Source organism: Mycobacterium neumannii (assembly GCF_002245615.1).
GTDB classification, from domain to species: domain Bacteria; phylum Actinomycetota; class Actinomycetes; order Mycobacteriales; family Mycobacteriaceae; genus Mycobacterium; species Mycobacterium neumannii_A.
Map to the genome: position 1 here is coordinate 70,634 of NZ_NKCO01000004.1, position 20,461 is coordinate 91,094.

General features: G+C 66.5%; 21 protein-coding genes. 7 read left to right on the forward strand and 14 right to left on the reverse strand.

The genetic code is table 11. The annotated features are described in order from the left end of the window. Positions 1-6: 6 nt before the first annotated feature. Positions 7-372, reverse strand: coding sequence for an Rv1152 family transcriptional regulator (locus CEX88_RS06855; protein ID WP_066847485.1), 366 nt, complete (start codon positions 370-372; stop codon positions 7-9). 36 nt (positions 373-408) lie between these two features. Between CEX88_RS06855 and CEX88_RS06860 the strand changes: the two genes are divergently transcribed. Next, positions 409-1,122: an NAD-dependent deacylase gene (locus tag CEX88_RS06860; RefSeq protein ID WP_094292909.1), complete on the forward strand. Its 714-nt coding sequence runs from the start codon at positions 409-411 to the stop codon at positions 1,120-1,122. A gap of 26 nt (positions 1,123-1,148) precedes the next feature. Here the strand turns inward: CEX88_RS06860 and CEX88_RS06865 are convergent, their stop codons facing one another. Genes CEX88_RS06865 through CEX88_RS06875 form a run of 3 tightly spaced genes read right to left on the reverse strand, consistent with a single transcriptional unit; the run spans position 1,149 to position 4,727 of the window. Further along, entirely contained in the window at positions 1,149-1,787 is a 639-nt protein-coding gene (locus CEX88_RS06865) for a class I SAM-dependent methyltransferase (protein ID WP_094292910.1), read from the reverse strand. Beyond that, positions 1,768-2,448, reverse strand: a complete 681-nt coding sequence (locus tag CEX88_RS06870) for a TetR/AcrR family transcriptional regulator (protein WP_094292911.1) — start codon at positions 2,446-2,448, stop codon at positions 1,768-1,770. The genes CEX88_RS06865 and CEX88_RS06870 overlap by 20 nt, the downstream gene beginning before the upstream one ends. Next, positions 2,445-4,727 (reverse strand): MMPL family transporter, encoded by a 2,283-nt coding sequence (locus tag CEX88_RS06875; RefSeq protein WP_094292912.1) that lies wholly within the window; start codon positions 4,725-4,727, stop codon positions 2,445-2,447. The genes CEX88_RS06870 and CEX88_RS06875 overlap by 4 nt, the downstream gene beginning before the upstream one ends. A gap of 152 nt (positions 4,728-4,879) precedes the next feature. Between CEX88_RS06875 and CEX88_RS06880 the strand changes: the two genes are divergently transcribed. Both CEX88_RS06880 and CEX88_RS26500 read left to right on the forward strand, forming a co-directional pair. Further along, on the forward strand, positions 4,880-5,422 hold the full coding sequence (locus CEX88_RS06880; protein WP_066847472.1) for a DoxX family protein: 543 nt from the start codon (positions 4,880-4,882) through the stop codon (positions 5,420-5,422). A gap of 118 nt (positions 5,423-5,540) precedes the next feature. Continuing rightward, positions 5,541-5,672, forward strand: a complete 132-nt coding sequence (locus CEX88_RS26500) for a hypothetical protein (RefSeq protein ID WP_090346444.1) — start codon at positions 5,541-5,543, stop codon at positions 5,670-5,672. A 114-nt stretch (positions 5,673-5,786) separates the two neighbouring features. On the opposite strand, the gene CEX88_RS06890 is transcribed toward CEX88_RS26500, so the two are convergent. Genes CEX88_RS06890 through CEX88_RS06900 form a run of 3 tightly spaced genes read right to left on the reverse strand, consistent with a single transcriptional unit; the run spans position 5,787 to position 8,677 of the window. Further along, the gene (locus tag CEX88_RS06890) at positions 5,787-6,785 is read right to left on the reverse strand and encodes an NAD(P)H-dependent flavin oxidoreductase (RefSeq protein WP_094292913.1); all 999 of its coding nucleotides are present in this window, start codon (positions 6,783-6,785) and stop codon (positions 5,787-5,789) included. A 28-nt stretch (positions 6,786-6,813) separates the two neighbouring features. Beyond that, positions 6,814-7,566, reverse strand: coding sequence for a 3-hydroxyacyl-CoA dehydrogenase (locus CEX88_RS06895; protein ID WP_094292914.1), 753 nt, complete (start codon positions 7,564-7,566; stop codon positions 6,814-6,816). Positions 7,567-7,585: 19 nt separating this feature from the next. Next, positions 7,586-8,677, reverse strand: coding sequence for a CaiB/BaiF CoA transferase family protein (locus CEX88_RS06900; RefSeq protein ID WP_094292915.1), 1,092 nt, complete (start codon positions 8,675-8,677; stop codon positions 7,586-7,588). Between the two features lie 88 nt (positions 8,678-8,765). Here CEX88_RS06900 and CEX88_RS06905 point away from each other — a divergent pair, with 88 nt between their 5' ends. Together CEX88_RS06905 and tet(V) are read left to right on the forward strand one after the other, a co-directional pair. Then, a complete protein-coding gene (locus CEX88_RS06905) occupies positions 8,766-9,584 on the forward strand; it encodes an enoyl-CoA hydratase (protein ID WP_094292916.1) in 819 nt (272 codons plus the stop codon). A 153-nt stretch (positions 9,585-9,737) separates the two neighbouring features. After that, complete coding sequence (tet(V), locus tag CEX88_RS06910) at positions 9,738-10,985, forward strand: tetracycline efflux MFS transporter Tet(V) (protein WP_202931405.1); 1,248 nt, start codon at positions 9,738-9,740, stop codon at positions 10,983-10,985. A 1-nt stretch (position 10,986) separates the two neighbouring features. On the opposite strand, the gene CEX88_RS06915 is transcribed toward tet(V), so the two are convergent. The 3 genes from CEX88_RS06915 to CEX88_RS06925 are packed head-to-tail and all read right to left on the reverse strand — an operon-like array spanning position 10,987 to position 13,425. Beyond that, a complete protein-coding gene (locus CEX88_RS06915) occupies positions 10,987-11,679 on the reverse strand; it encodes a CPBP family intramembrane glutamic endopeptidase (protein ID WP_420799202.1) in 693 nt (230 codons plus the stop codon). Between the two features lie 26 nt (positions 11,680-11,705). Next, the gene (locus CEX88_RS06920) at positions 11,706-12,854 is read right to left on the reverse strand and encodes an NAD(P)H-binding protein (protein WP_094292919.1); all 1,149 of its coding nucleotides are present in this window, start codon (positions 12,852-12,854) and stop codon (positions 11,706-11,708) included. Between the two features lie 46 nt (positions 12,855-12,900). Beyond that, positions 12,901-13,425, reverse strand: coding sequence for a gamma carbonic anhydrase family protein (locus tag CEX88_RS06925; protein ID WP_094292920.1), 525 nt, complete (start codon positions 13,423-13,425; stop codon positions 12,901-12,903). A gap of 172 nt (positions 13,426-13,597) precedes the next feature. Here CEX88_RS06925 and CEX88_RS06930 point away from each other — a divergent pair, with 172 nt between their 5' ends. Continuing rightward, entirely contained in the window at positions 13,598-14,359 is a 762-nt protein-coding gene (locus CEX88_RS06930) for a fasciclin domain-containing protein (protein WP_066847453.1), read from the forward strand. A gap of 101 nt (positions 14,360-14,460) precedes the next feature. Here the strand turns inward: CEX88_RS06930 and CEX88_RS06935 are convergent, their stop codons facing one another. The 3 genes from CEX88_RS06935 to CEX88_RS06945 are packed head-to-tail and all read right to left on the reverse strand — an operon-like array spanning position 14,461 to position 17,593. After that, a complete protein-coding gene (locus tag CEX88_RS06935) occupies positions 14,461-15,603 on the reverse strand; it encodes an acyl-CoA dehydrogenase family protein (RefSeq protein WP_094292921.1) in 1,143 nt (380 codons plus the stop codon). 38 nt (positions 15,604-15,641) lie between these two features. Next, the gene (locus CEX88_RS06940; RefSeq protein ID WP_066847449.1) at positions 15,642-16,439 is read right to left on the reverse strand and encodes a crotonase/enoyl-CoA hydratase family protein; all 798 of its coding nucleotides are present in this window, start codon (positions 16,437-16,439) and stop codon (positions 15,642-15,644) included. Beyond that, the gene (locus tag CEX88_RS06945) at positions 16,436-17,593 is read right to left on the reverse strand and encodes a thiolase family protein (RefSeq protein WP_066847446.1); all 1,158 of its coding nucleotides are present in this window, start codon (positions 17,591-17,593) and stop codon (positions 16,436-16,438) included. The genes CEX88_RS06940 and CEX88_RS06945 overlap by 4 nt, the downstream gene beginning before the upstream one ends. Before the next feature lie 313 nt (positions 17,594-17,906). Between CEX88_RS06945 and CEX88_RS06950 the strand changes: the two genes are divergently transcribed. Continuing rightward, complete coding sequence (locus tag CEX88_RS06950; protein WP_064397634.1) at positions 17,907-18,698, forward strand: FadR/GntR family transcriptional regulator; 792 nt, start codon at positions 17,907-17,909, stop codon at positions 18,696-18,698. Here the strand turns inward: CEX88_RS06950 and CEX88_RS06955 are convergent. Next, a complete protein-coding gene (locus CEX88_RS06955; RefSeq protein WP_094292922.1) occupies positions 18,695-20,437 on the reverse strand; it encodes a DUF3556 domain-containing protein in 1,743 nt (580 codons plus the stop codon). The two genes, CEX88_RS06950 and CEX88_RS06955, sit on opposite strands and share 4 nt — an antisense overlap. Between the last annotated feature and the right edge of the window lie 24 nt (positions 20,438-20,461).

Genomic DNA, 20,461 nt, shown 5'->3' on the forward strand with positions numbered 1-20,461 from the left:
CCGAAATCAACCGAACGCCGCTTCCACATACCGCAGCGCGTCGTCCCTGCCGACGCCGAGCGTCTTGGCCGCCGACACGAACGTGTTCGCCGCGGTGGCCATCGCTCCGTCGACGGGATCCGCATGTGCGACGAATGTGCCGAAGCGGCCGCGGGTTTCGAGGATTCCCGCCGCCTCCAACTCGCGGTAAGCCCGCGCCACGGTGTTCACCGCGAGCCCGAGCTGGCCCGCCAGCTCGCGCACCGTCGGCAACCGCGTTCCCGGCGGCAGCCTGCCGTCGCGCACCCCGTCGATGATCTGCGTTCTGAGCTGGTCGAACAAGGCCCCCGACGAGCGCTGGTCGATGCGTACCCAATCCCCCAACCCGGCCACGTGCTCAGTATCGCCCACAGCGGCTAGTTTGGTCATGTGCAAGTGACGGTCCTCAGCGGTGCGGGCATCTCGGCCGAAAGCGGGGTGCCGACGTTCCGCGATGTCGAAACCGGACTGTGGGCGAAGGTCGACCCATATGAAATCTCCAGCTCGGACGGGTGGCGGGCACACCCGGAGAAGGTGTGGGCGTGGTATCTGTGGCGCCACCGCATGATGAGCGCGGTGCATCCCAACGATGGCCACCGGGCCGTCGCCGCCTGGCAGGACTACGCCGACGTGCACGTCGCCACCCAGAACGTCGACGACCTGCACGAGCGAGCGGGCAGCAAGAACGTTTACCACGTGCACGGAAGCCTGTTCGAGTTCCGCTGCGATCGCTGCCAGGAGACGTATTCCGGTGAGCTACCCGACATGCCCGAACCCGTGGAGACCGTCGACCCGCCGCGGTGTGTGTGCGGCGGGCTCATCAGGCCCAACGTGGTCTGGTTCGGCGAGGCGCTGCCCGAGGACGCATGGCAGCGATCGGTTGAGGCGGTCAGCGGCGCCGACCTGGTGATCGTCGTCGGCACCTCGTCGATCGTCTATCCCGCGGCGGGCCTACCCGAGATCGCACTGGCCAACGGCACCCCGGTCATCGAGGTCAACCCGGAACGCACACCGCTGTCCGACTCCGCGACGGCGTCACTGCGCGAAACGGCGGCCAGTGCACTGCCGAACCTGCTGCAGCGACTGCCGGCCCTCCTCAACTAGCCTCACCGCTCCGAAGCGCACACACATCATGCAGGCTTGACCGCCCGCCCGATCGCGAACTCGGCGACGGGTAGCGGCACCCACCTCGGCATTGTCCATTCCCGCCGAGCACCCTCGACCTCGAAACCCGCGCCCACGATGCTCTGCTCGGTGTGGCGGTGAGTGTGGCAGTTTCCGAACAGTCGCGGCCACACTGTCGCGTCGGCGATTCTCTGCAGCCGCCCGCGGCCGCCGTCACTGGCGATGTGCTCGAGATAGCGCAGCTCACCACCCGGCCGCAGCAACGAAAGCAGCTGGCGCAGAACCGTATCCGAGTCGTCGATCGAACACAGCACCAGCGAGCAGACGACCGCGTCGAACGGCTCGCTGCCCGCGGCGGCGAAGTGCTCCACCGTGTCGGCACTGACGGTGACGGGCACGCGGGCCCCAACCGCGGCCCGCCGCGCCTGCTCGGCGAGACGGCGTTCGGGCTCGACGGCCACCACCTCGCTGACCGTGTCGGGGTAGAACTCGAAGTTCGTTCCGGTGCCCGCACCGACCTCCAGCACCCGTCCCGACAAGCCGGCGAGGTTCTCGCGCCTGAGCTGCCGGATGGCATCGGTCTCGTGGGTGGACATCACCGTCCACAACCGAGCGAAGAACGGGTTATCGACCGTGTCCGACATAGAGCATTCCCTTCAACTGAGCGACGGTTTCCGGTGGTGGCGCATCGAGGTCCACCGCGCCCCGGGCGATATGGCCAAGACATACGGCCTTCAGGACCCGGTCGGCGAAGTCCTCGACATCCCCCCATGGAAGGTACGGCTTGGAGATCAGCATTGCCGCGACCCCGTGCGCAACGGTCATCAATTCCAGCGCCGTCGCGGTCGCATCCCCAGGTGGATAGGTCTCCTCCGCCATCAGTCCCTCAACCGCGCTGCGCAGATGCACGAATGCCGAGCTGTTCAGCGCGATATCCACATCGCTGCCCGGCCGGCTGTCTCCCATCGTCGCAATGCGGTACAGCTCAGGGGTTTTCATCGCGAACCGGACATACGCCAACCCTTGGGCACGCAGCACCTCGATGGTCGACGGCTGTCCTGCCGCCACACTTTGCATCTCCTCGTCGAGCTTCTCGAAGTACCGTGCGCACACCGCATCGAGCAGGGCGTCCTTATCGGCGAAGTGCAGATAGATCGACGGCGGGGTCACCCCGACCCGCTGCGCCACCGACCTGATCGACACCTCTTTCGCGTTGCCTGACTCGAGCAGCAGATCGGTGGTGGCGTCGAGGATTTCGTCGCGCAGCTGCTCGCCGGACCCCCGCGGAGCGCGTCGCCGTTTCATCGCGTACCCGCCGGTTCGACCGGGCTCTCGCCGGCGGCAAGCGACGGTTCGACCGACTCCGTCAAGCCGATCCGTTCGTGCAGCCGCGCCAGCGGCTTGGGCGCCCACCAATTCCACCGGCCGAGCAGATGCATGAACGCCGGCACCAGTCCCATCCGCACCAGCGTCGCGTCGGCCAGCACCGCCAGCGTCAGCCCCACGCCGAACATCCGCATGAACGACACCTCCGCGGCGATCAACGCGGCGAACGAGATCGACATCAGCAGCGCCGCCGCGGTCACCACGCGGCCGGTCCTGGCCAGGCCGAGGGCCACGCTCTCATCGTTGCGGGCACGCGCGGACATCGTCGGGTCCTTGCCCAACTGCAGCCAGAACTCGCGGATACGCGAGACCAGGAAGACCTCGTAGTCCATCGACAGCCCGAACGCGATGCAGAACAACAACACCGGCATGTTGGCCACCAAGGTTCCTGTCGGCGTGGTGCCCAGCGCGCCGAGATGGCCTTCCTGGAAGATCCACACCAGCGCACCGAATGCGGCCGTCAGTGATAAGACGTTGAGTATCAACGCCTTCACCGGCAGCACCACGCTCCCGGTGAGCAGGAAGAGCAGCACGAAGGTGATGGCCCCGATCACCCCGAGCACCAGCGGCAGCCGCGACGTGATCGCCGAGGCACTGTCCCGGTTCAGTTGTGCGGTGCCGGTCAGCAGCACCGGAACATCGGCGGGAGTGCTCACGGCCTCCAGCCGGTCGAGCTGCGCTTCGGAGGCATCGCTGTACAGCGGCGCTTCACTGGCGACCGTGAGAAAAGCGCTGCCGTCCTTGACGCCGGTCGCGGCCGACGGCGGCCCGACCGAACTACCGTCGACGAACGTGCCGCCCGGAGCCGACACCGACGACACGTCGGCAACCCGCGAAAGATCGGCGGCGTAACGGTCCACCATCGCGGGCGTGATTCCCTTGGTGTCCGGTATGACGACGGTGATGTTGCGGGCCGAGTCGACGGCGAAGTCGTTGCGCAGCTCGTCGCCGACCTGGCGCGCCGACGCGGACTGAGGCAGCACCCGCTCGTCCGGGAACCCCCAGCGGGCGTTGAGGAACGGCGCGCCGAGGACCAGCAGCAGCGTGACGATCGCGAGCCCGATCGGAAGCGCCCGGCGCATCACGACTTTCGTGCAGCGGTACCAGAACGACTGCTCGATCGGTTTGCGCTCCGGCTCCGGCCTGCCGAACAGCCGTCGACCGAACCGCCGCACATCCAGCGAATCCAACCGGTCGCCGAGCAGGACGATCGCCGCGGGCGCGACCACCACCGCAGCGACGGCCGCGAACGTCACCACCGCAATTCCCGCGTACGCGAACGACTTCAGGAAGTACATCGGGAACAACACCATCGCGACCATGGACAGCGCGACCGTCATCGCCGAGAACAACACGGTGCGCCCGGCGGTCACCATCGTGCGCACCAACGCCGAGTCGGGTTCCACGCCATCGGCGAGCTCGTCGCGATACCGGCTGATGATCAACAGCGTGTAGTCGATTGCGAGCGCCAAACCGAGTGCGACCGTGAGGTTCAGGGCGAAGATTGACACATCGGTGAGGTAGGTGACGCCGCGCAGCACCGCCATCGAACCGAGGATCGCGAGACCACCGATGGCCAACGGCAGCGCGGCGGCGAGCAGGCCGCCGAACACCCAGACCAGCGCCACGAAGCACAGCGGGATCGCGATCGCCTCCATCTTCAGGAGGTCTCTTTCGCTCTGCCCGTTGATCTGCACGTAGATCATGGCCTCGCCGCCGGCGCGCACGGTGACGCCGTCGCGGTCGTGCACGAGACGCTCGGAGAGTTCCTTGGCATGTTTCTGCGCGGCGCTTTCACCGCCTGTGATGCCGGCGACGATCAACCCGGTCTTCCCGTCCTCGCTGATCAGCGAAGGCGCGGCGGTCGGCGGTGCGCTCCAAAGCGAGGTCACCCCGACGACGGACGGTGCGGCCCGCAGTTCGGCGGCGAGTTCCTCCCCGACAGCGCGGGCGGTCGGGCTCTGCGCGCCCTCGTCGGAATGCACGCTGAGGATCAGCTCCATGTCGCCCTGACCGAACTTGTCGACCAAGAGCTGGGTGGCCTTCGCCGACTCCGACGTAGGGTCCTGGAAACCGCCCGCGGAGAGGTGTTTGGCGACAGGGATGCCGAAGATCCCGCACGCGACCATCACCAGGACCGCAATCGCGATGATGCGCCGGGGCGCCGCTATGGCCAGATGTGCGATTCGCTGCAGCACTCGGCGTCCTCTCGGCTCTGGACTAACGTCGGTAACTTAACAACGGTAAGTCACCAGCGCAACGCTACTCTCGGACACACGAATCACGGACCCGCCGCGTTCACTGCGATTCTTCGCGATGAGTTGTGACGTTCCTGGTAGTCGTAATCGACATGACAACGACAGACGCGGCGACCACCGCCACCACCACGCGCGACACTGCGATGGACATCGGCCTGCTCATCCTGAGAATCGGTGTCGGCGCGGCCATCCTTCAGGCCGGCCTCATCAAGGCCTTCGACTTCGGCACCACGGTCGGTTTCATGGAGTCCGCCGGGTGGCGGTTGCCGGGGTTGGCCGCGTTCATGGTCACCGCGGCCGAGACGCTCGGCGGCCTGGGACTCATCTTCGGTGTGCTGACGCCGTTGGCTGCGTGCGCGGTGATCGCGGCGATGGTCGATGCCTGGGCCGTCAACGTGTCGCAGTCGGCTTTCTGGTCCGAACCGTTCAACGTGCCGTTCCTGATCGGGGTTGGCGCCGCTGCACTGTTGTTCCTCGGGGCGGGCGCGTACTCGGTCGACGCCAAGGTGTGGGGCCGCGTGTCGTGGGGTCGGCGCGTAGCCGTGGGTCTGCTGGTGGTGGCATTCGCAGCCGCGATCCTGACCTGGGTGGCGCTGCTGGGCACCAACCCCATCCACTTCACGGCCGGGGCCTAGCGGGCCAGCAAATCGCTACTGGTGAGTAGCCCGCGACCCTACTTGGCGGTAAGAATTGCCACAGTATTCCGAATCGTGACTCAAAGATTCCTTAAGGGTGACCCCTACTGTCGAGTACATGTGGATCGACGACACCAGTGCCGATGTCATCAAGGTCGACTTCGAGGCGCTCTACCACGGCGACGTCCTGGTAGAAGGCGATACCTCGGAGCAGCTCGACGACGAGCACACCCTGCGCACCGCCGTCTGACCGAACGCGCGCCGAGGGGTCGCGCATTCGCTCCGACGGTTCGGCCTCGAGGGCCGAAGCCGGTTCTGTGATGCTTCCTTGTTGAACCCGCCCCGCTAAATTCGATCCCCGTTCTTAAGCCACGTTCTCTTCTTCGTCGTCGGCGATCATGTCGCTGAGCCGGCCGCTGATGATCTCCTCGGCCTCGTCGACGATGCGCGCGACCAGATCCCCACAGGTCGGGATGTCGTTGATCAGCCCCATCGCGGTGCCCACGCTCCAGATGCCTGCGTCCAGATCGCCGACCTCGTAGACCTTCACCCCGCGCGAACCGGCGACCAGGTCCTTGACGTCCTCGAACTGACCGCCGCGGTTGAGGATCTCGACGACCTCACGCGACACCGCGTTGCTGGCCACGCGGGCTGTGTTGCGCAGCGGCCGGAAGATCAGCTCCGTGTCGAGCTCGGTGCCCGCGACGATCGCTTCCTTGACGTTCTGGTGGATCGCCGATTCGACGGTGCACATGAACCGCGATCCCATGTTGATGCCGTCGGCGCCCAGCGCCAGCGCCGCCACCAGGCCACGGGCATCGGCGAACCCGCCGGAGGCGATCATCGGGATGTCGATCTTGGTCGACGCCGCCGGGATCAGCACCAGCCCCGGAATGTCGTCCTCGCCGGGATGGCCCGCACACTCGAATCCGTCGATACTGATGCCGTCGACGCCGAGGCTCTGCGCCTTGACCGCATGCCGCACCGAGGTGCACTTGTGCAGCACCTTGATCCCGTTCTCGTGGAACATCGGCAGATGCGGCGCCGGGTTCGAACCCGCGGTCTCGACGATCTTGATGCCCGAGTCGACGATCACCTGGCGGTACTCGTCATACGGCGGCGGGTTGATCGTCGGCAGGATCGTCAGGTTGACCCCGAACGGCTTGTCGGTCAGATCGCGGCACTTGGCGATCTCCTTGGCCAGATCGGCAGGCGTCGGCTGGGTCAGCGCAGTGATGAAACCGAGCGCACCCGCATTCGCGACGGCCGCAACGAGTTCCGCGCGGCCAACCCACTGCATCCCACCCTGCACGACGGGATGCTCGACACCGAACGTCTCGGTGAACTTCGTCCTGATGCTCATCGCTGCTCTCTTCTCTTCGCGCAAGCGCTCATCGCGGAGCCATCCGGATCGCGCCGTCCAAGCGGATCACTTCACCGTTGAGCATCGGGTTCTCGACGATGTGGGTGGCCAGCGCGCCGTACTCGTCGGGATCGCCGAGGCGCGCCGGATGCGGTATCTGCTTGCCCAGCGACTGCTGCGCCTCCTCCGGCAGCGAACCCAGCAGCGGGGTCTTGAACAGACCCGGTGCGATCGTGACGACGCGAATGAACTCGCGCGACAGGTCACGCGCGATCGGCAGCGTCATCCCGACCACGCCGCCCTTGGACGCGGAGTAGGCGGCCTGACCGATCTGGCCCTCGAATGCCGCGACGGACGCGGTGTTGATGATGACGCCGCGCTCACCGTTGATGGGCTCGGTCTTGGCGATTCTCTCCGCCGCCAACCGCAGCACATTGAACGTGCCGATCAGGTTGACCTCGATGACCTTCTTGAAGCCGTCGAGCGGGAACGGCCCGTCCTTGCTCAGCGTCTTGATCGCGTTGCCGATGCCCGCGCAGTTGACGTTGATGCGCAGCGGGCCCATCTTCTCGGCCGCGTCCAGCGCCGCGCTGACGGCGTCAGGATCGGTCACGTTGGTCTCGACGAACTGGGCACGGTCACCGAGTTCCTTGACCGCCTCTTCGCCCTTGAGGTCTATGACGACCACCGATGCGCCCCTGTCGAGCAGGCGCTTGGTGGTGGCCAGGCCGAGGCCCGATGCGCCACCGGTGACGACGGCTACGGCGTCCTTGATCTCCACTTTGAGGGTGTTCCTTTCTCTATGCCCAGTCTCGTAAGACGGCTTCGGTGTCGGCTCCGGGTTGGCCGGGCGGCGTGGGTGCCGCCGGCGTGCTGCGGGAGAACCGCGGCGCGGGCATCGGTTGCAGGTGCTCACCGTCGCGATAGAAGGTGTTGCGCTCGGTGATATGCGGTTCGGACTCGACCTCGCTGAACGACAGCACGGGCGTCACGCAGGCGTCGCTGCCTGCGAAGACCTCGGCCCAGTGATCGCGGTCCTTGCTGGCGATGACCTCGGTCAACTTCGCGCGCAGCTCCGGCCAGCGGCCCGCGTCGTTCTGGTCGGGAAGGTCGGCGTCCTCCAGGCCCAGTCCCTTGAGGAACGCGGCGTAGAACTGCGGCTCGATGCACCCGACCGCGATGTAGCGGCCGTCGGCGCAGGTGTAGGTGTCGTAGTAGGGCGCACCGCCGTCGAGGATGTTGACTCCTCGCTGATCGGTCCACAGCCCGTCCTGCAGGAAGCCCCAGATCATCTGCGACAGCACGCTCGACCCGTCGATCATCGCGGCGTCGACCACCTGGCCCTTGCCCGAGTTCTGCCGTTCGAACAGCGCGGACAGGATGCCGACGAGCAGGAACATCGAGCCGCCACCGAAGTCGCCGGTGAGGTTCAGCGGCGGCACCGGCCGTTCGCCCGCGCGCCCGATCGAGTGCAGCACACCGTTCAGCGAGATGTAGTTGATGTCGTGGCCGGCCTGTAGGCGGCGCGGGCCGGTCTGACCCCAACCGGTCATGCGCCCGTAGATCAGCCGTTCGTTGACCTTCGCGCAGTCCTCCGGGCCGAGACCGAGCCGTTCGGTGACACCGGGGCGCAGGCCCTCGATCAGCACGTCGGCCTTCGCGACGAGCCGCAAAACCAGTTCGCGACCCTCGTCGCTCTTGAGGTCGGCGGCCACCGAGCGACGGTTGCGCAGCGTGGCCTCGCGCTTGCTGGTGGGCACTCCCCCGAGCTTGCCCGGCCGTTCGATCCGGACGACGTCAGCGCCCAGGTCACCGAGGATCATCGCCGCGTGCGGGCCGGGTCCGATGCTCGCGAGTTCGATCACCCGCAGCCCCTGCAGAGGTCCCGCCATGCTTACCGCCCTTCGTTGGACAATCGCTTCCGGATCGCCGACATAGCTTACTTGTATAACCAAGTCGTCCGGTTCTAGGGTGCAGTGCATGACAACCCTCGATTCGGGCGCACCCACATACACCGGTATCGACGCTCTGAGGGTCGACCTCGCCGACGGTGTGCTTTCGGTGACGCTGAATCGGCCCGACAGCCTCAACTCGCTGAACCGGGCGATGCTGGCCGGTATCGCCGAAACCCTCCAGACGGCGGCCACCGATCGGCGGGTCAAGGTGGTGCGGCTCGGCGGTGCGGGCCGTGGCTTCTGCTCGGGCGCCGGCATCGGCGACGACGACCAGGCGCAGAAGGAGGTCGACGGGCCGGCCTCGGTGCTGGACGCCGCCAACGACGCGGTCCGCGCGATCGTCAACCTGCCCCAACCCGTTGTCGCGGCGGTGCACGGTGCGGCGGCAGGTGTCGGCGTCTCGCTGGCACTGGCCTCCGACGTCGTATTGGCTTCGGAGAACGCGTATTTCATGCTGGCGTTCACCAAGATCGGACTGATGCCCGACGGCGGGGCCTCGGCTCTGGTGGCCGCGGCGGTGGGACGCACCCGTGCCGCGCGGATGGCGCTGCTTGCCGAAAAGGTCTCGGCGCGTGAGGCATTCGAGTGGGGTCTGGCGGCCGCGGTCTATCCGGCCGATGAGTTCGACGCCGAGGTCGACAAGGTGCTCACCTCGTTGAAGTCGGGACCGGCGGTGGCGCTGCGCAAGACCAAGCACGCGATCAACGCGGCAACGCTCACCGAGTTCGAGCCCGCGCTCGGACGGGAACGCGAAGGTCAGTTGACGCTGCTGACCTCGTCGGACTTCATCGAGGGCATCACGGCGTTCCAGCAGCGCCGCAAGGTCAACTTCTCCGACTTCTAACCTTCTACTGCCGCGACCGACCGTGTCTGCACCGCGACACGCGGCGTTCGGGCGTACAAAAGCGGTCGCTCGCACGAAGAAAATCGGTGGACTCGGCGCCTACGCGTCGGCAACCATCGACAGGTGAGTACGCAATTCGAGATCCAACAGCCGGTGCGCAACACCGGTGGTTGGCGCGTACTCGCACCGTTCCGCAACCGCGAGTACCGCCTGCTGATCGCCGCGGTGACCTTGTCGATCTTCGCCGACGGCATGTTCGCGGTGGTACTGGCCATGCAGGTCATCGACCTGAACAACGACCCTGTATCGCTGTCGATCGTGACGACCTGTTTCGGCGGCGCGCTCGTCGCGTTCGTGTTGGTCGGCGGGATCGCCGCGGACCGATTCCCTCAACGCGCGATCATCATCGCGGTCGAGACAGTCAACGTACTCGCCTCGACCGCCGTCGCGGCGCTGGGGATGCTTGGCGCACTGCAGATCTGGCACCTGGCGGTGGGCGCGGCGGCCCTCGGCACGGCAGCGGCCTTCTTCTTCCCCGCCTACAGTGCGATCCTTCCGCGCATCCTGCCGCCCGAGCAGCTGCTCGCGGCCAACGGTGTGGAGGGTGTGGTGCGCCCGGTGTTCCAGCGCGCGATCGGCCCGGCCGCCGCCGGCGTGATCGTCGGCGCGACGTTCCCCGCACTGGGCGCGGTGGCGGTGGCCGCCCTGTTCGCCGTCGGCCTGGTGTTGCTCATCGCGACCCGGCCGGCACTGAAACCACCTGCGCCACAGGAGCACACACATGTGCTGCGCGATCTTCGCGACGGCTTCGTGTTCGTGCTCGGCACACCGTGGCTGTTGTGGACGCTGCTGTTCGCGAGCATCTTCGTGCTGGTCGTCCTGGGACCGATCGAAGTGCTGCTGCCGTTCATCGCCAAGGACCGCTTCGTCGACGGCGCGCGGATGTACGGATTCATCCTGGCGTTCTTCGGGCTCGGCAGCGCGCTCGGGGCACTCACCGTGTCGTCGGGCCGTATGCCGCGCCGGTATCTGTCGGTGATGATGGCGATGTGGGGTTTCGGCGCCATCCCGCTGATCGTGTTCGGCTTCACCTCGTCGTTCACGGTGATGGCGGTCGCGACCTTCGTCATCGGGTTCACCGACGGCACCGGAATGGTCATCTGGGGCACCCTGCTGCAGCGACGAGTGCCGACGGCGATGCTGGGCCGCGTGTCGAGCCTGGACTTCTTCGTCTCGCTGGCGTTCATGCCGGTGTCGTTCGCGATCGTCGGACCGCTGTCGAAAGTCGTTTCGACACAGACGATTTTCCTCGTCGCGGGTATCGTTCCCGTGCTGGTCGCCGCGGTCGCGGTGTGGGCGGCCGGGATGCGTCGCGACGAGCTGGCCCACCCGCTGCGCTGATTCAGACGCCGAAGATCGGCGGCAGCGCGAGCACCATGACCAGACCCCAGAAGAAGTGGGTCAGCATCGGTGCGAGTATGCCGCCGGTCATCCGGCGCTCGAACGCGCAGATCGTGCCCAGGATGATCGCGGCAAAGCCGAGCATCGGATTGCCGGTGGTGGCCGCGGTGGCGATGACGTAGAAGATCGTCGAGATCAGTATCGGCTTCATCGTGCCCAACGCCGTGTAGAGCGCGCCGCGGAAGAACATCTCCTCGGCCAGCCCGTTGATGACGGTGATGAACGTCACCAGGACCAAGGGTCCGTAGTTGGCGTATTCCAGTACGCGAGTGATGTATTCGCTTATACCGGGAATCTCGCGCGCGATCAGGCCGCCGATGACGAACACCGCTCCCAGCGCCAAACCCACTGCGGTGCCGGTGATCACGGGTCGTTGATTGCGGCCGCGGAAGCGGATGCATCCCATGTGCAGCGGGCCGGAAAGGAACGCGCCCAGCGCCCATACCCCGGCCAGGGCCAACGTCAGCCAGTAGAACGACGAGTCACCCGGCGGGCGGGTCAGCGAATAACCGAGCAGGGCGGCGCCGATGACGAGCACGACCGCGACGACGATGCGCCTGCGCCGTATGACGCTGGGTGGTTCGTGATGCGGAACGGGGCACGCGCTGACGATCTCGCGGATCTCCCGAAGCAGGCCGGGGCGCGTCTGCGTCTCCTCCGTCACGTCAGATCGACCTTAGGCACGAAATGCAGCAGCGTGTCCACCCCCGTGCGCACCGCCCCGGCGACGGGTCCGGGCACCCCGCCGATGAGCCCGAGCGCGGGCCGGACGACCGACGGTGTGACCGCACCGGCCACCTGTTGCAGACGCAGTGTGTCCCCACCCGCCCAGCCGGGGTCGGTGTCGGCGAGGTGGTGTGGGTCGGTGAGCTCGTCGACGGGTCGACGGCGACGGCTTGCCAGCGCCCGCGTGATCGCCTCCTCGACGCCGATCAGCCCGGCAGGCGGGTCCGGCACGAACTCGCGCAGCCGGGTGTCAGAAGCCATCATCGGATGGTCCAACGACTGCACCAGGTCGGCGGCAAGTCCGCCCGGCACCGGCAGCACCACCCCCGTCACCCACGAGACGAGACCGGTGTCGACGCCGTTGACCGGCAGCTCGGCGCGCCACTTTCCGGCGATTCGCGCATACGTACGCAGCAGGTCGGCATACGACGTGGTTTCCGGGCCGGTGATGTCGTACGCGCCGGCGGGCACACGCTCGCTGTCGGCGGCGGCGACGAGATAGTGCAGCACATCGCAGATCGAGATCGGGTCGATCGGGTTCACCGACCACGACGGCATCGGGATGACCAGGAACCGATCACCCACGTAGCGCAGCATCTCGAACGACGTCGACCCCGCGCCGATGATGATGGCCGCACCGAGCCACACCACGTCCGGTCCGGCGTCGACGTGCAACGCCTCGGCGACTTCGGCGCGGCTCGCGAGGTGTTCGGACAGCTCGTCACCGTCGGGCACGAACCCGCCGAGGTACACGATGCGACGCACCCCGGCGTCCTTGGCCGCCCTCGCCACGTTGGCCGCCGCGCGGTTGTCGGCCTCGCGGAAATCGGGCTGCCCGATGCCGTGTACGAGGTAGTAGACGACGTCGATCGGGCCGGCGTCGGCGAACGCCGACCGCGCCGAGGCTTCGTCGTGGGCGTCCAACGCGACGGCGTCGACGCGGTCCTGCCACCCGAACTCGGCCAGCCGGTCGGGATTTCGGCTGGCGGCGACCACCTCGTGGCCCTCGGTGAGCAATTCGTTGACGAGCCGGGAGCCGACGTAACCGGTCGCGCCGGTCACCAGAGTTCGAACACGTTTCACGGTAGGGCCTGTACCCGGATCGGAGCCGGGAGAATCCCGGGAGAATCTAGGCCTTCGCGTCTCGGTGCAGATCGATCAGATGCTGGTACACCTGCGCGTTGTATCGGTTGTGATTGACCTCTGCGTCACTGAGGTCCCTTCGCACCTTGCCCGGGACCCCGGCGACCAGAGTCCGCGGCGGCACCACGAAACCCTGCGGCACGACCGCACCCGCGGCAATCAAGGCGCCCTGTCCCACCGTCGCGCCGTTGAGGATGACCGCCCCCATGCCGATGAGCGCCCCGTCCTCGATGACACAGCCGTGCAGTACGGCGTTGTGGCCGACGCTGACCTCTTCGCCGATGCAGACCGGGAACTCCGGGTCGACGTGGACCATCACCCCGTCCTGGATGTTGGTCCCGAAGCCGACCTCGATGGGCTCAGCCTCGGCCCGCAACGTGGCGCCGTACCAGACGCTGGCCCGCGCCGCGAGCGTCACGTCACCAATCAGGCTCGCGTTGGGCGCCGCCCACGCCTCGGCATGCAGCGACGGCGTGCGACCACGGATGGGAACGATCAGCGGCTCAGGCATGCGGCTCATCGTATGCATCGGCCTTTCACCGCCGTTCGGGGCACTATGTGGGCAGATTGACAAAGCCCAGGTCAGATGGGCCACAGCAGGTGTTTGGCGAGGTGGCGACTTTGGCAGGCACGCAGCACTGCCTCTAACATGCCTTTCGACCTGTCTAGCTGAGGAGCCGTAAGTGAAGACTCGCACCAGCAAAGCCCTTGGTGCCACTGCCGGGATCGCCGCGATCGCCTTTTCGGTGCCGCTGGCCGTGACCGCATACGCCGATCCGCCCGCGCCCGCACCCGAGCAACCGGCCGAGCCGACCACGACTGCGGTGGTCGAGATCCCGAACCCCGAGGGGAAGGGCTGTGACGCCTTCAAGGAGGCGGTGCCCGACTGGAAGGCGCTGAACAACCTGCCCGTGGGCCAGGCGCTGCAAGCCATCCCGGAGGCCAGCACCTTCTACTCCGCGATCTCGGGTGGGTTCAATCCCGCCGTGAACGTGGTGCCCGTGCTGGAGAACGGCCCGTACGTGGTCTTCGTGCCGACGAACGAGGCGTTCGCCGCGCTTCCGCCCGCGCAGTTGGACGCGTTGAAGGCCGACCCCGCCGCGCTGACGGACTTCGACTACTACCACGTGTTCCTCGGGTTGCTCGGACCCAAGGACGTCAAGGGTCAGCGGCCCACCCAGCAGGGTGCGGAGATCAAGGTGACCGGTGAGAACGCCGACGTGACGATCAACGAAACCGCCAAGGTGGTCTGCGGTGGCATTCAGGCGGCGAACGCCCGGATCTACTTGATCGACGCGGTGCTCGATCCGGCCAACGCGCCGGCGGCCGTGACGCCGTCCGCGACGTCGACCAGCGAGACGACGACCACCACGACGACGACCGAGACCACCGAGCCGGCCCCGCCGGTGGAGCCGATGCCGGCAGGCGACGCTCCGATCGGCTGATCTCGCCCGCACACGCGAAAGCCCCCGAAACTCCGTTGTTTCGGGGGCTTTGGCGTTGGGGGCGGCGCTAGAGCCGGCTAGACGCCACGCCGGCGGGCCGGCTAGACACCCAAGTCGCGGCCGATGATCTCCTTCATGATCTCGGTGGTGCCACCGAAGATCGTCTGGATCCGCCCGTCGACGTAAGCGCGCGCGACGCGGTACTCCATCATGTAGCCGTATCCGCCGTGCAGCTGTACGCACTGGTCGACGACCTTCTTTGCCACCTCGGTGGCCCACCACTTGGCCTTGGCCGCCTCGACCGCGGTCAGCTCACCGTCGACCACACCCTGTAGGCAGCGGTCGATGTAGTTTTCGGTGACCTCCAGCTCGGTCTCCATCTCGGCGAGTAGGAAGCGATTGTGCTGGAAGCTGCCGATCGGCTGGCCGAATGCCTTGCGGTCCTTGGCGTATTGCAGCGTCTCGTTGAAGACCCCGCGGGCTCCGGCGATGGCCGAGATCGCGATGCCCAACCGCTCTGAGGGCAGGTTGGTCATCAGGTGGTAGAAGCCGCGACCCTCCTTGCCAAGCAGGTTGGCGTTGGGCACCCGCACGTTCTCGAAGTGCAGCTCGGAGGTGTCCTGGCTGTGCAGGCCCATCTTGTCGAGCTTGCGGCCCCTGGTGAAGCCCTCCATGTCGCGCTCCACCACGAACAACGAGAAGCCCTTGTGGCCGGCCTCGGGATCGGTGCGCGCGACGACCACACACAGGTCGCAATTGATGCCCGACGAGATGAATGTCTTGGAGCCGTTGATGATCCAATCGTCACCGTCGCGCACCGCCGAGGTGCGGATGCCGGCCAGATCGCTACCGGCGCCCGGCTCGGTCATCGCGATCGCGATAATCAGCTCACCGCTGGTGATGCCCGGCAACCAGCGCTTCTTCTGCTCGTCGTTGGCCAGCTCCTTGAAATACGGGCCCACGACGTCGTTGTGCAGGCTCAGCGCCGGTCCATGCACGCCGGACCTGGCGGTCTCCTCATCGATGATCGCGTTGAACCGGAAGTCATCTGAGCCGCCGCCGCCGTATTCCTCGGGCATGTTGAACCCGATGAGGCCGTACTTGCCTGCCGCGGTGTACGCCGACCGGTCGACGATGCGCTCGGTCTCCCACTTCTCCTGGTTGGGTACGAGCTCGCGCTCGATGTACTCCCTGACGGTCTCGCGGAACGCCTCGTGTTCGGCGTCGTAAATCGTTCTCTTCATATGCTTTCTCTTCCTCGCGCAAGCGCTCGTCAGCGTGCTTACTTGGCCTTCCAAACAGGCTGGCGCTTCTCGGCGAATGCCAGCGGTCCTTCTTTGGCGTCCTCTGAGCGGAGCACCGTCGAGATCTCACGCATGGTCCTCGACCATCCGCCCTCGTCACCGGCGATGACGCCGTCGTCGACACCCATCGCGACCCGCTTGCTCGCCCACACCGCAAGCGGCGCATTGCTGGTGATGCGTTCGGCGAGCTCGAATGCGGCCTCGACCGCGGTGCCGTCGGAGACCACCCGGTTGATCAGACCCCACTTCAGGGCATCGGCCGACGACATCGGCTCACCCGTGAACAGCAGCTCCATCGCGACCTTGCGCGGCAGGTGGTCGACGATGCGGAACACCCCGCCCGCGGCGGCGATGAGGCCCCGCTTGACTTCGGGCAGACCGAATTTGGCGCGCTCTTCGGCGATCACCAGATCGCTGGCGAGCGCGAGTTCGGTGCCTCCGCCCAGCGCGGTGCCGTTGACCGCGGCGATGGTCGGCTTGTCGATGTAGTGCCGCACGTAACCGGCGAAGCCCCACTCGGCGTGTTCCGGGTGGAACAGGTTCTCCCGCCGTGAGATGGCCTTGAGATCGGCTCCGGCACAGAAGGATTCCCCAGCCCCGGTGATCACCACCGCGCGCACCTCGGGGTCGTCCTGCGCCTGCTGCAGCGCATCGCCGACCGCGGTGCTGACCGCGCTGTTGACGGCGTTGCGCGCCTCGGGCCGATTGATCGTGATGAGCATGACGTTCCCGCGGCGCTCGGTCAGCGCCGCGGGTGCCGTCACAGCTTCCGTCACAGCAGCTCGAGGATGGTGGCGTTGGCCTGCCCGCCACCCTCGCACATGGTCTGCAGACCGTACTGAATACCGTTGTCCCGCATGTGGTAGAGCATCGTGGTCATGATGCGCGCACCGGAGCCGCCCAGCGGGTGGCCGAGCGCGATCGCACCGCCGTTGGGGTTGAGCTTCTTCTCGTCGGCGCCGATGTCCTTCAACCACGCCATCGGCACGGGCGCGAACGCCTCGTTGACCTCGAACACACCGATGTCCGACAGCTGCAGGCCAGACTTCTTCAGCGCCTTCTGGGTGGCGGGGATCGGCGCGGTCAGCATGATGACCGGATCGGATCCGGCCAGCACCGCGGTGTGCACCTTGGCGATCGGCTTGAGGCCCAACGACTTCGCCTTCTCCGCACTCATGAACAGCAGCGCCGCCGAACCGTCGGAGATCTGGCTGGAGTTGCCGGCGTGGATGACGCCGTCCTCCTTGAACGCCGGCTTCAACTGAGCCATCTTCTCGATCGGCGTGCCGCGGCGGATGCCCTCGTCCTTGAGCACGACGCTCTCATTGCCGTCCTCGTCCTTGGCCTTGATGCCGACGATCTGGTCGTCGAACGCACCGGAATCCTGGGCAGCGGCAGCCTTCTCGTGCGAGTCGAGAGAGAACTGGTCGAGCGTGGTGCGGTCGAAGCCCCACTGCTCGGCGATCATCTCGGCGCCGATGCCCTGGTTCGGGGTCTGGCTGTAGCGGTTGCGGAACGCCTCGGGGTAGGGATGACCGCCGTTGGCCAGCGACGAGCCCATCGGAACACGCGACATCACCTCGACGCCACCGGCGACGACGACGTCGTAGTGACCGGCGACCACGCCCGCGGCTGCGAAGTGCACCGACTGCTGGCTCGAACCGCACTGGCGGTCGACGGTCACACCGGGCACGGTCTCGGGCCAGCCGGCCGCCAGCACGGCAGTGCGGGCGATGTCGAGCGCCTGCTCCCCTGCCTGCATGACACATCCCCAGATCACGTCGTCGACCAGGGCGGGATCCACGCCGGCGCGCTCGACGAGGCCGTTGAGCACCTGGGCCGACAGGTCACCGGGGTGAACCCCCGACAGCCCGCCGTTGCGCTTGCCGACGGGCGACCGTACTGCCTCGACGATGACGGCTTCAGCCATGACGCTTCTCCTTCGAAGTTCGATGATTTACCCACTCACGCAGGGGTCCACCCCCGAACGTAAACGAACAAGGTTTACTAGGTCAACCTACTGGTTGGTGGGCATGGTGGGGGCAGATGGCCGACGGGGCGATTCTGCGAGTGGGCGGACGTCGCGAAGGTTCGGCCTGCCTGGTCACGGGATAAGGTTCACATCCGTCCCGGCCGCGACCGTGACGGCGCCGCCGCAAGTCGGATTGCTCGAAGTATCCACTACACATGGTTTACTGAGTTGTACAGCTGGCCGCTCGGTCAGCCGCAACGTGGGAGTGGGAGTGGCTCGAAGTACACCGCTGGCGCCGATGATCGGCCCGGACGGCGTCGGCGCCGGAACGACGGTGCGGTCACCGAAGACCGCCGAACTCGTCGCCGGAACGCTGCGCCGCATGGTGGTCGACGGCCAACTCAAGGACGGCGACTTCCTCCCCAACGAAGCGGAGCTGATGGCCCACTTCGGGGTGAGCCGGCCGACCTTGCGGGAGGCCGTCCGGGTCCTGGAGTCCGAACGCCTCGTCGAGGTGCGGCGCGGGTCGCGCACCGGCGCCCGCGTTCGCGTGCCCGGCCCCGAGATCGTCGCCCGCCCCGCCGGCTTGCTGCTCGAGTTGTCCGGCGCGACGATCGCCGACCTGATGACGGCGCGCGCCGGAATCGAACCGATGGCGGTGCGGCTTCTGGCCGAGTCCGGTTCGGCCGAGGCGTTCGACGAGCTCGACGGCCTGCTCGAAGAGCACGTGCCCTCCGGCTGGCAGAACGACACCCTGGCCGAGACGACGGGCGACTTCCACAGGCGCGTCGTCGAGTTGTCGGGCAACGCGACCCTGTCCATCATCGCCGGCATGCTGCACGAGATCACGGTGCGCCACAACGCATTCCTGTTCAAGGAACGTCGGCCGGTCTCCCGTGCCGACTTCGACAAGTTGATGCGTTCGTACCGGAAGTTAATGCAGCTGTTGAGGTCCGGCGACGGCGCGGCCGCTGAAGCACATTGGCGCAAGCACCTCGACACCGCGCGGGAACTGCTGTTGCAGGGACTCGAGGATGTCCAGGTCCGCGACGTCATGGGCTAGGGAGCGTCAGCGCTGTCCTTCTGCCACGTGACGTGGACGGGAACGGTGTCGTCCCACGGCTGGCGGGTGACCATGTCGGCGACGCGGATGTAGCCCCGCTCGAATTCCCCTGTCGCGGCGTCGACCAACCGATACTGCTGGGTCTGCCGGTGGATCGGCTGCCCGTCGATCAGCACGACGATGATTTCTCCCGGCTCGAAATTGCAGCGCTTCTGCAGGGCCTCGATGAGTTGTTCGTTGTGCATATGGCCGTCGCCGAAGTTCCAGCCGATCGCGGTGCTGCAGATGCGCTCACCGTCGGTCAGCACATAGTCGTCCTCGTTGTGCCCGGCCATCGCCCGGTGGGCGAGGGTGAACATGGCGCGACCGTGAGAGTTGAACGCGCGGAAGGCGTATCCCATGTAGAGATACATCTGGGCGGTCTCGGGGCTGCCGTAGTACCGCTCCATCTGCGCCTGCGGCATGCTCGCGATCGAGACGACGTTCTCCTCGATCTTCGCCGAGGCTGACGGTTTCACACACCACAGCCCGGTGTCCCAGTTGCCCGCGTAGTAGCGCATGCCCGGCAGGAAGGACACCTTGCGCGGGAACAGGTTTCCGAGAATCACGGTGCCCGCGACGACGGCGAACAAGACGATCGGCCATGGACTCTGCAGGTCGCCGAGGCCGATGCCCGGATGTCCCACGAAGAGCGCCAGGACCGCGAACATCATGAAGACGTTCCACTCCAGCGGCACGCCCATCGGAATCGAGGACAGGATGCCGAAGTGGAAGACCAACATCACGAACGCGGCGCTGTAGGTCGGCCAGCCCCCGTTGGAGAAGAACAGCACCAGCGGAACCAGGCCTTCGATCGCCGTGCTGAAATGCGCCAGCCACCGTGATGCGCGCCCGGGTCGCAGGTCGTCCGGAAAGCGTTCGAAGAACTTGCGTTTGATCCACTTGGGCCGGAACACCGGGTTGTTGCTCATCATCGTGGAGATGACGAATGGGAAGTGTTTGTTGAGCTTCGACGTCGCTGCGCCGAGCCAGATCGTCAGGCACACGAGTTTGGCCGCGATGATGATGTCGGGCCCGGCGAACAGGAAGCAGACCGCGAGCGAGGCGTACACCTCGCCGCGGGCAGCCAGGAAGATCACCTTGTCGCGCAGGCCCAGCACGGCAAGAACGCCGAGGATGGCAGCGATCTGCCACACCGGCAACACGCCGACCGTCGTCCCCAGTTCGGGTATCGGTCCGGTCCCGTCGGAGAACAGCGCCACGACGAGCAGCACCAGTAGGGCGGCGTAGAGCAACGCGTCGAACGGTGTGCGGGTGTCGCCTTTGGTCAACGGGATCCGGGTCGGCCACGGAGGCAGCCGAATCGTGTTCGGCCGCAACCAGTACAGGATCGAGCCCATCGGCGGGAAGAAGCGGTTGTTGAGTGGTCCGAAGCCGCAGCCGAGGCCGACGACCTCGAACAGCATCGTGTACAGCACGACCTTCTCGAACACGATCGGCTCGTTGTACCAGGAGGCGACGTTGGTGAACCCATCGATCCCCGTGGTGCTGATCGCGATCAGCCATGCGCCGAGGATGTAGAGCAGGATCTTGACGACGTAGAACAGGTGCAGGACCACCGGCGTCCCGAATCCCACCTCGGCCCAGTGCCGGGCCATGGGCACGATCTTCTCGGCGCGGCTGCCCTTACTCCACTCCTCGTAATCGACGACAGGCGCGTCCTGTTTCAAGAACCCCATGGGAACACAGACTAGAACGTGTTC

Bases quoted from the DNA above. Each gene is read 5' to 3' on its own strand.
- CEX88_RS06865 (WP_094292910.1), bottom strand. From the start codon at position 1,787: ATGTCGGACACGGTCGATAACCCGTTCTTCGCTCGGTTGTGGACGGTG.
- CEX88_RS06870 (WP_094292911.1), bottom strand. From the start codon at position 2,448: ATGAAACGGCGACGCGCTCCGCGGGGGTCCGGCGAGCAGCTGCGCGAC.
- CEX88_RS06880 (WP_066847472.1), top strand. From the start codon at position 4,880: ATGACAACGACAGACGCGGCGACCACCGCCACCACCACGCGCGACACT.
- CEX88_RS26500 (WP_090346444.1), top strand. From the start codon at position 5,541: ATGTGGATCGACGACACCAGTGCCGATGTCATCAAGGTCGACTTCGAG.
- CEX88_RS06890 (WP_094292913.1), bottom strand. From the start codon at position 6,785: ATGAGCATCAGGACGAAGTTCACCGAGACGTTCGGTGTCGAGCATCCC.
- CEX88_RS06900 (WP_094292915.1), bottom strand. From the start codon at position 8,677: ATGGCGGGACCTCTGCAGGGGCTGCGGGTGATCGAACTCGCGAGCATC.
- CEX88_RS06905 (WP_094292916.1), top strand. From the start codon at position 8,766: ATGACAACCCTCGATTCGGGCGCACCCACATACACCGGTATCGACGCT.
- CEX88_RS06925 (WP_094292920.1), bottom strand. From the start codon at position 13,425: ATGCCTGAGCCGCTGATCGTTCCCATCCGTGGTCGCACGCCGTCGCTG.
- CEX88_RS06935 (WP_094292921.1), bottom strand. From the start codon at position 15,603: ATGAAGAGAACGATTTACGACGCCGAACACGAGGCGTTCCGCGAGACC.
- CEX88_RS06945 (WP_066847446.1), bottom strand. From the start codon at position 17,593: ATGGCTGAAGCCGTCATCGTCGAGGCAGTACGGTCGCCCGTCGGCAAG.
- CEX88_RS06955 (WP_094292922.1), bottom strand. From the start codon at position 20,437: ATGGGGTTCTTGAAACAGGACGCGCCTGTCGTCGATTACGAGGAGTGG.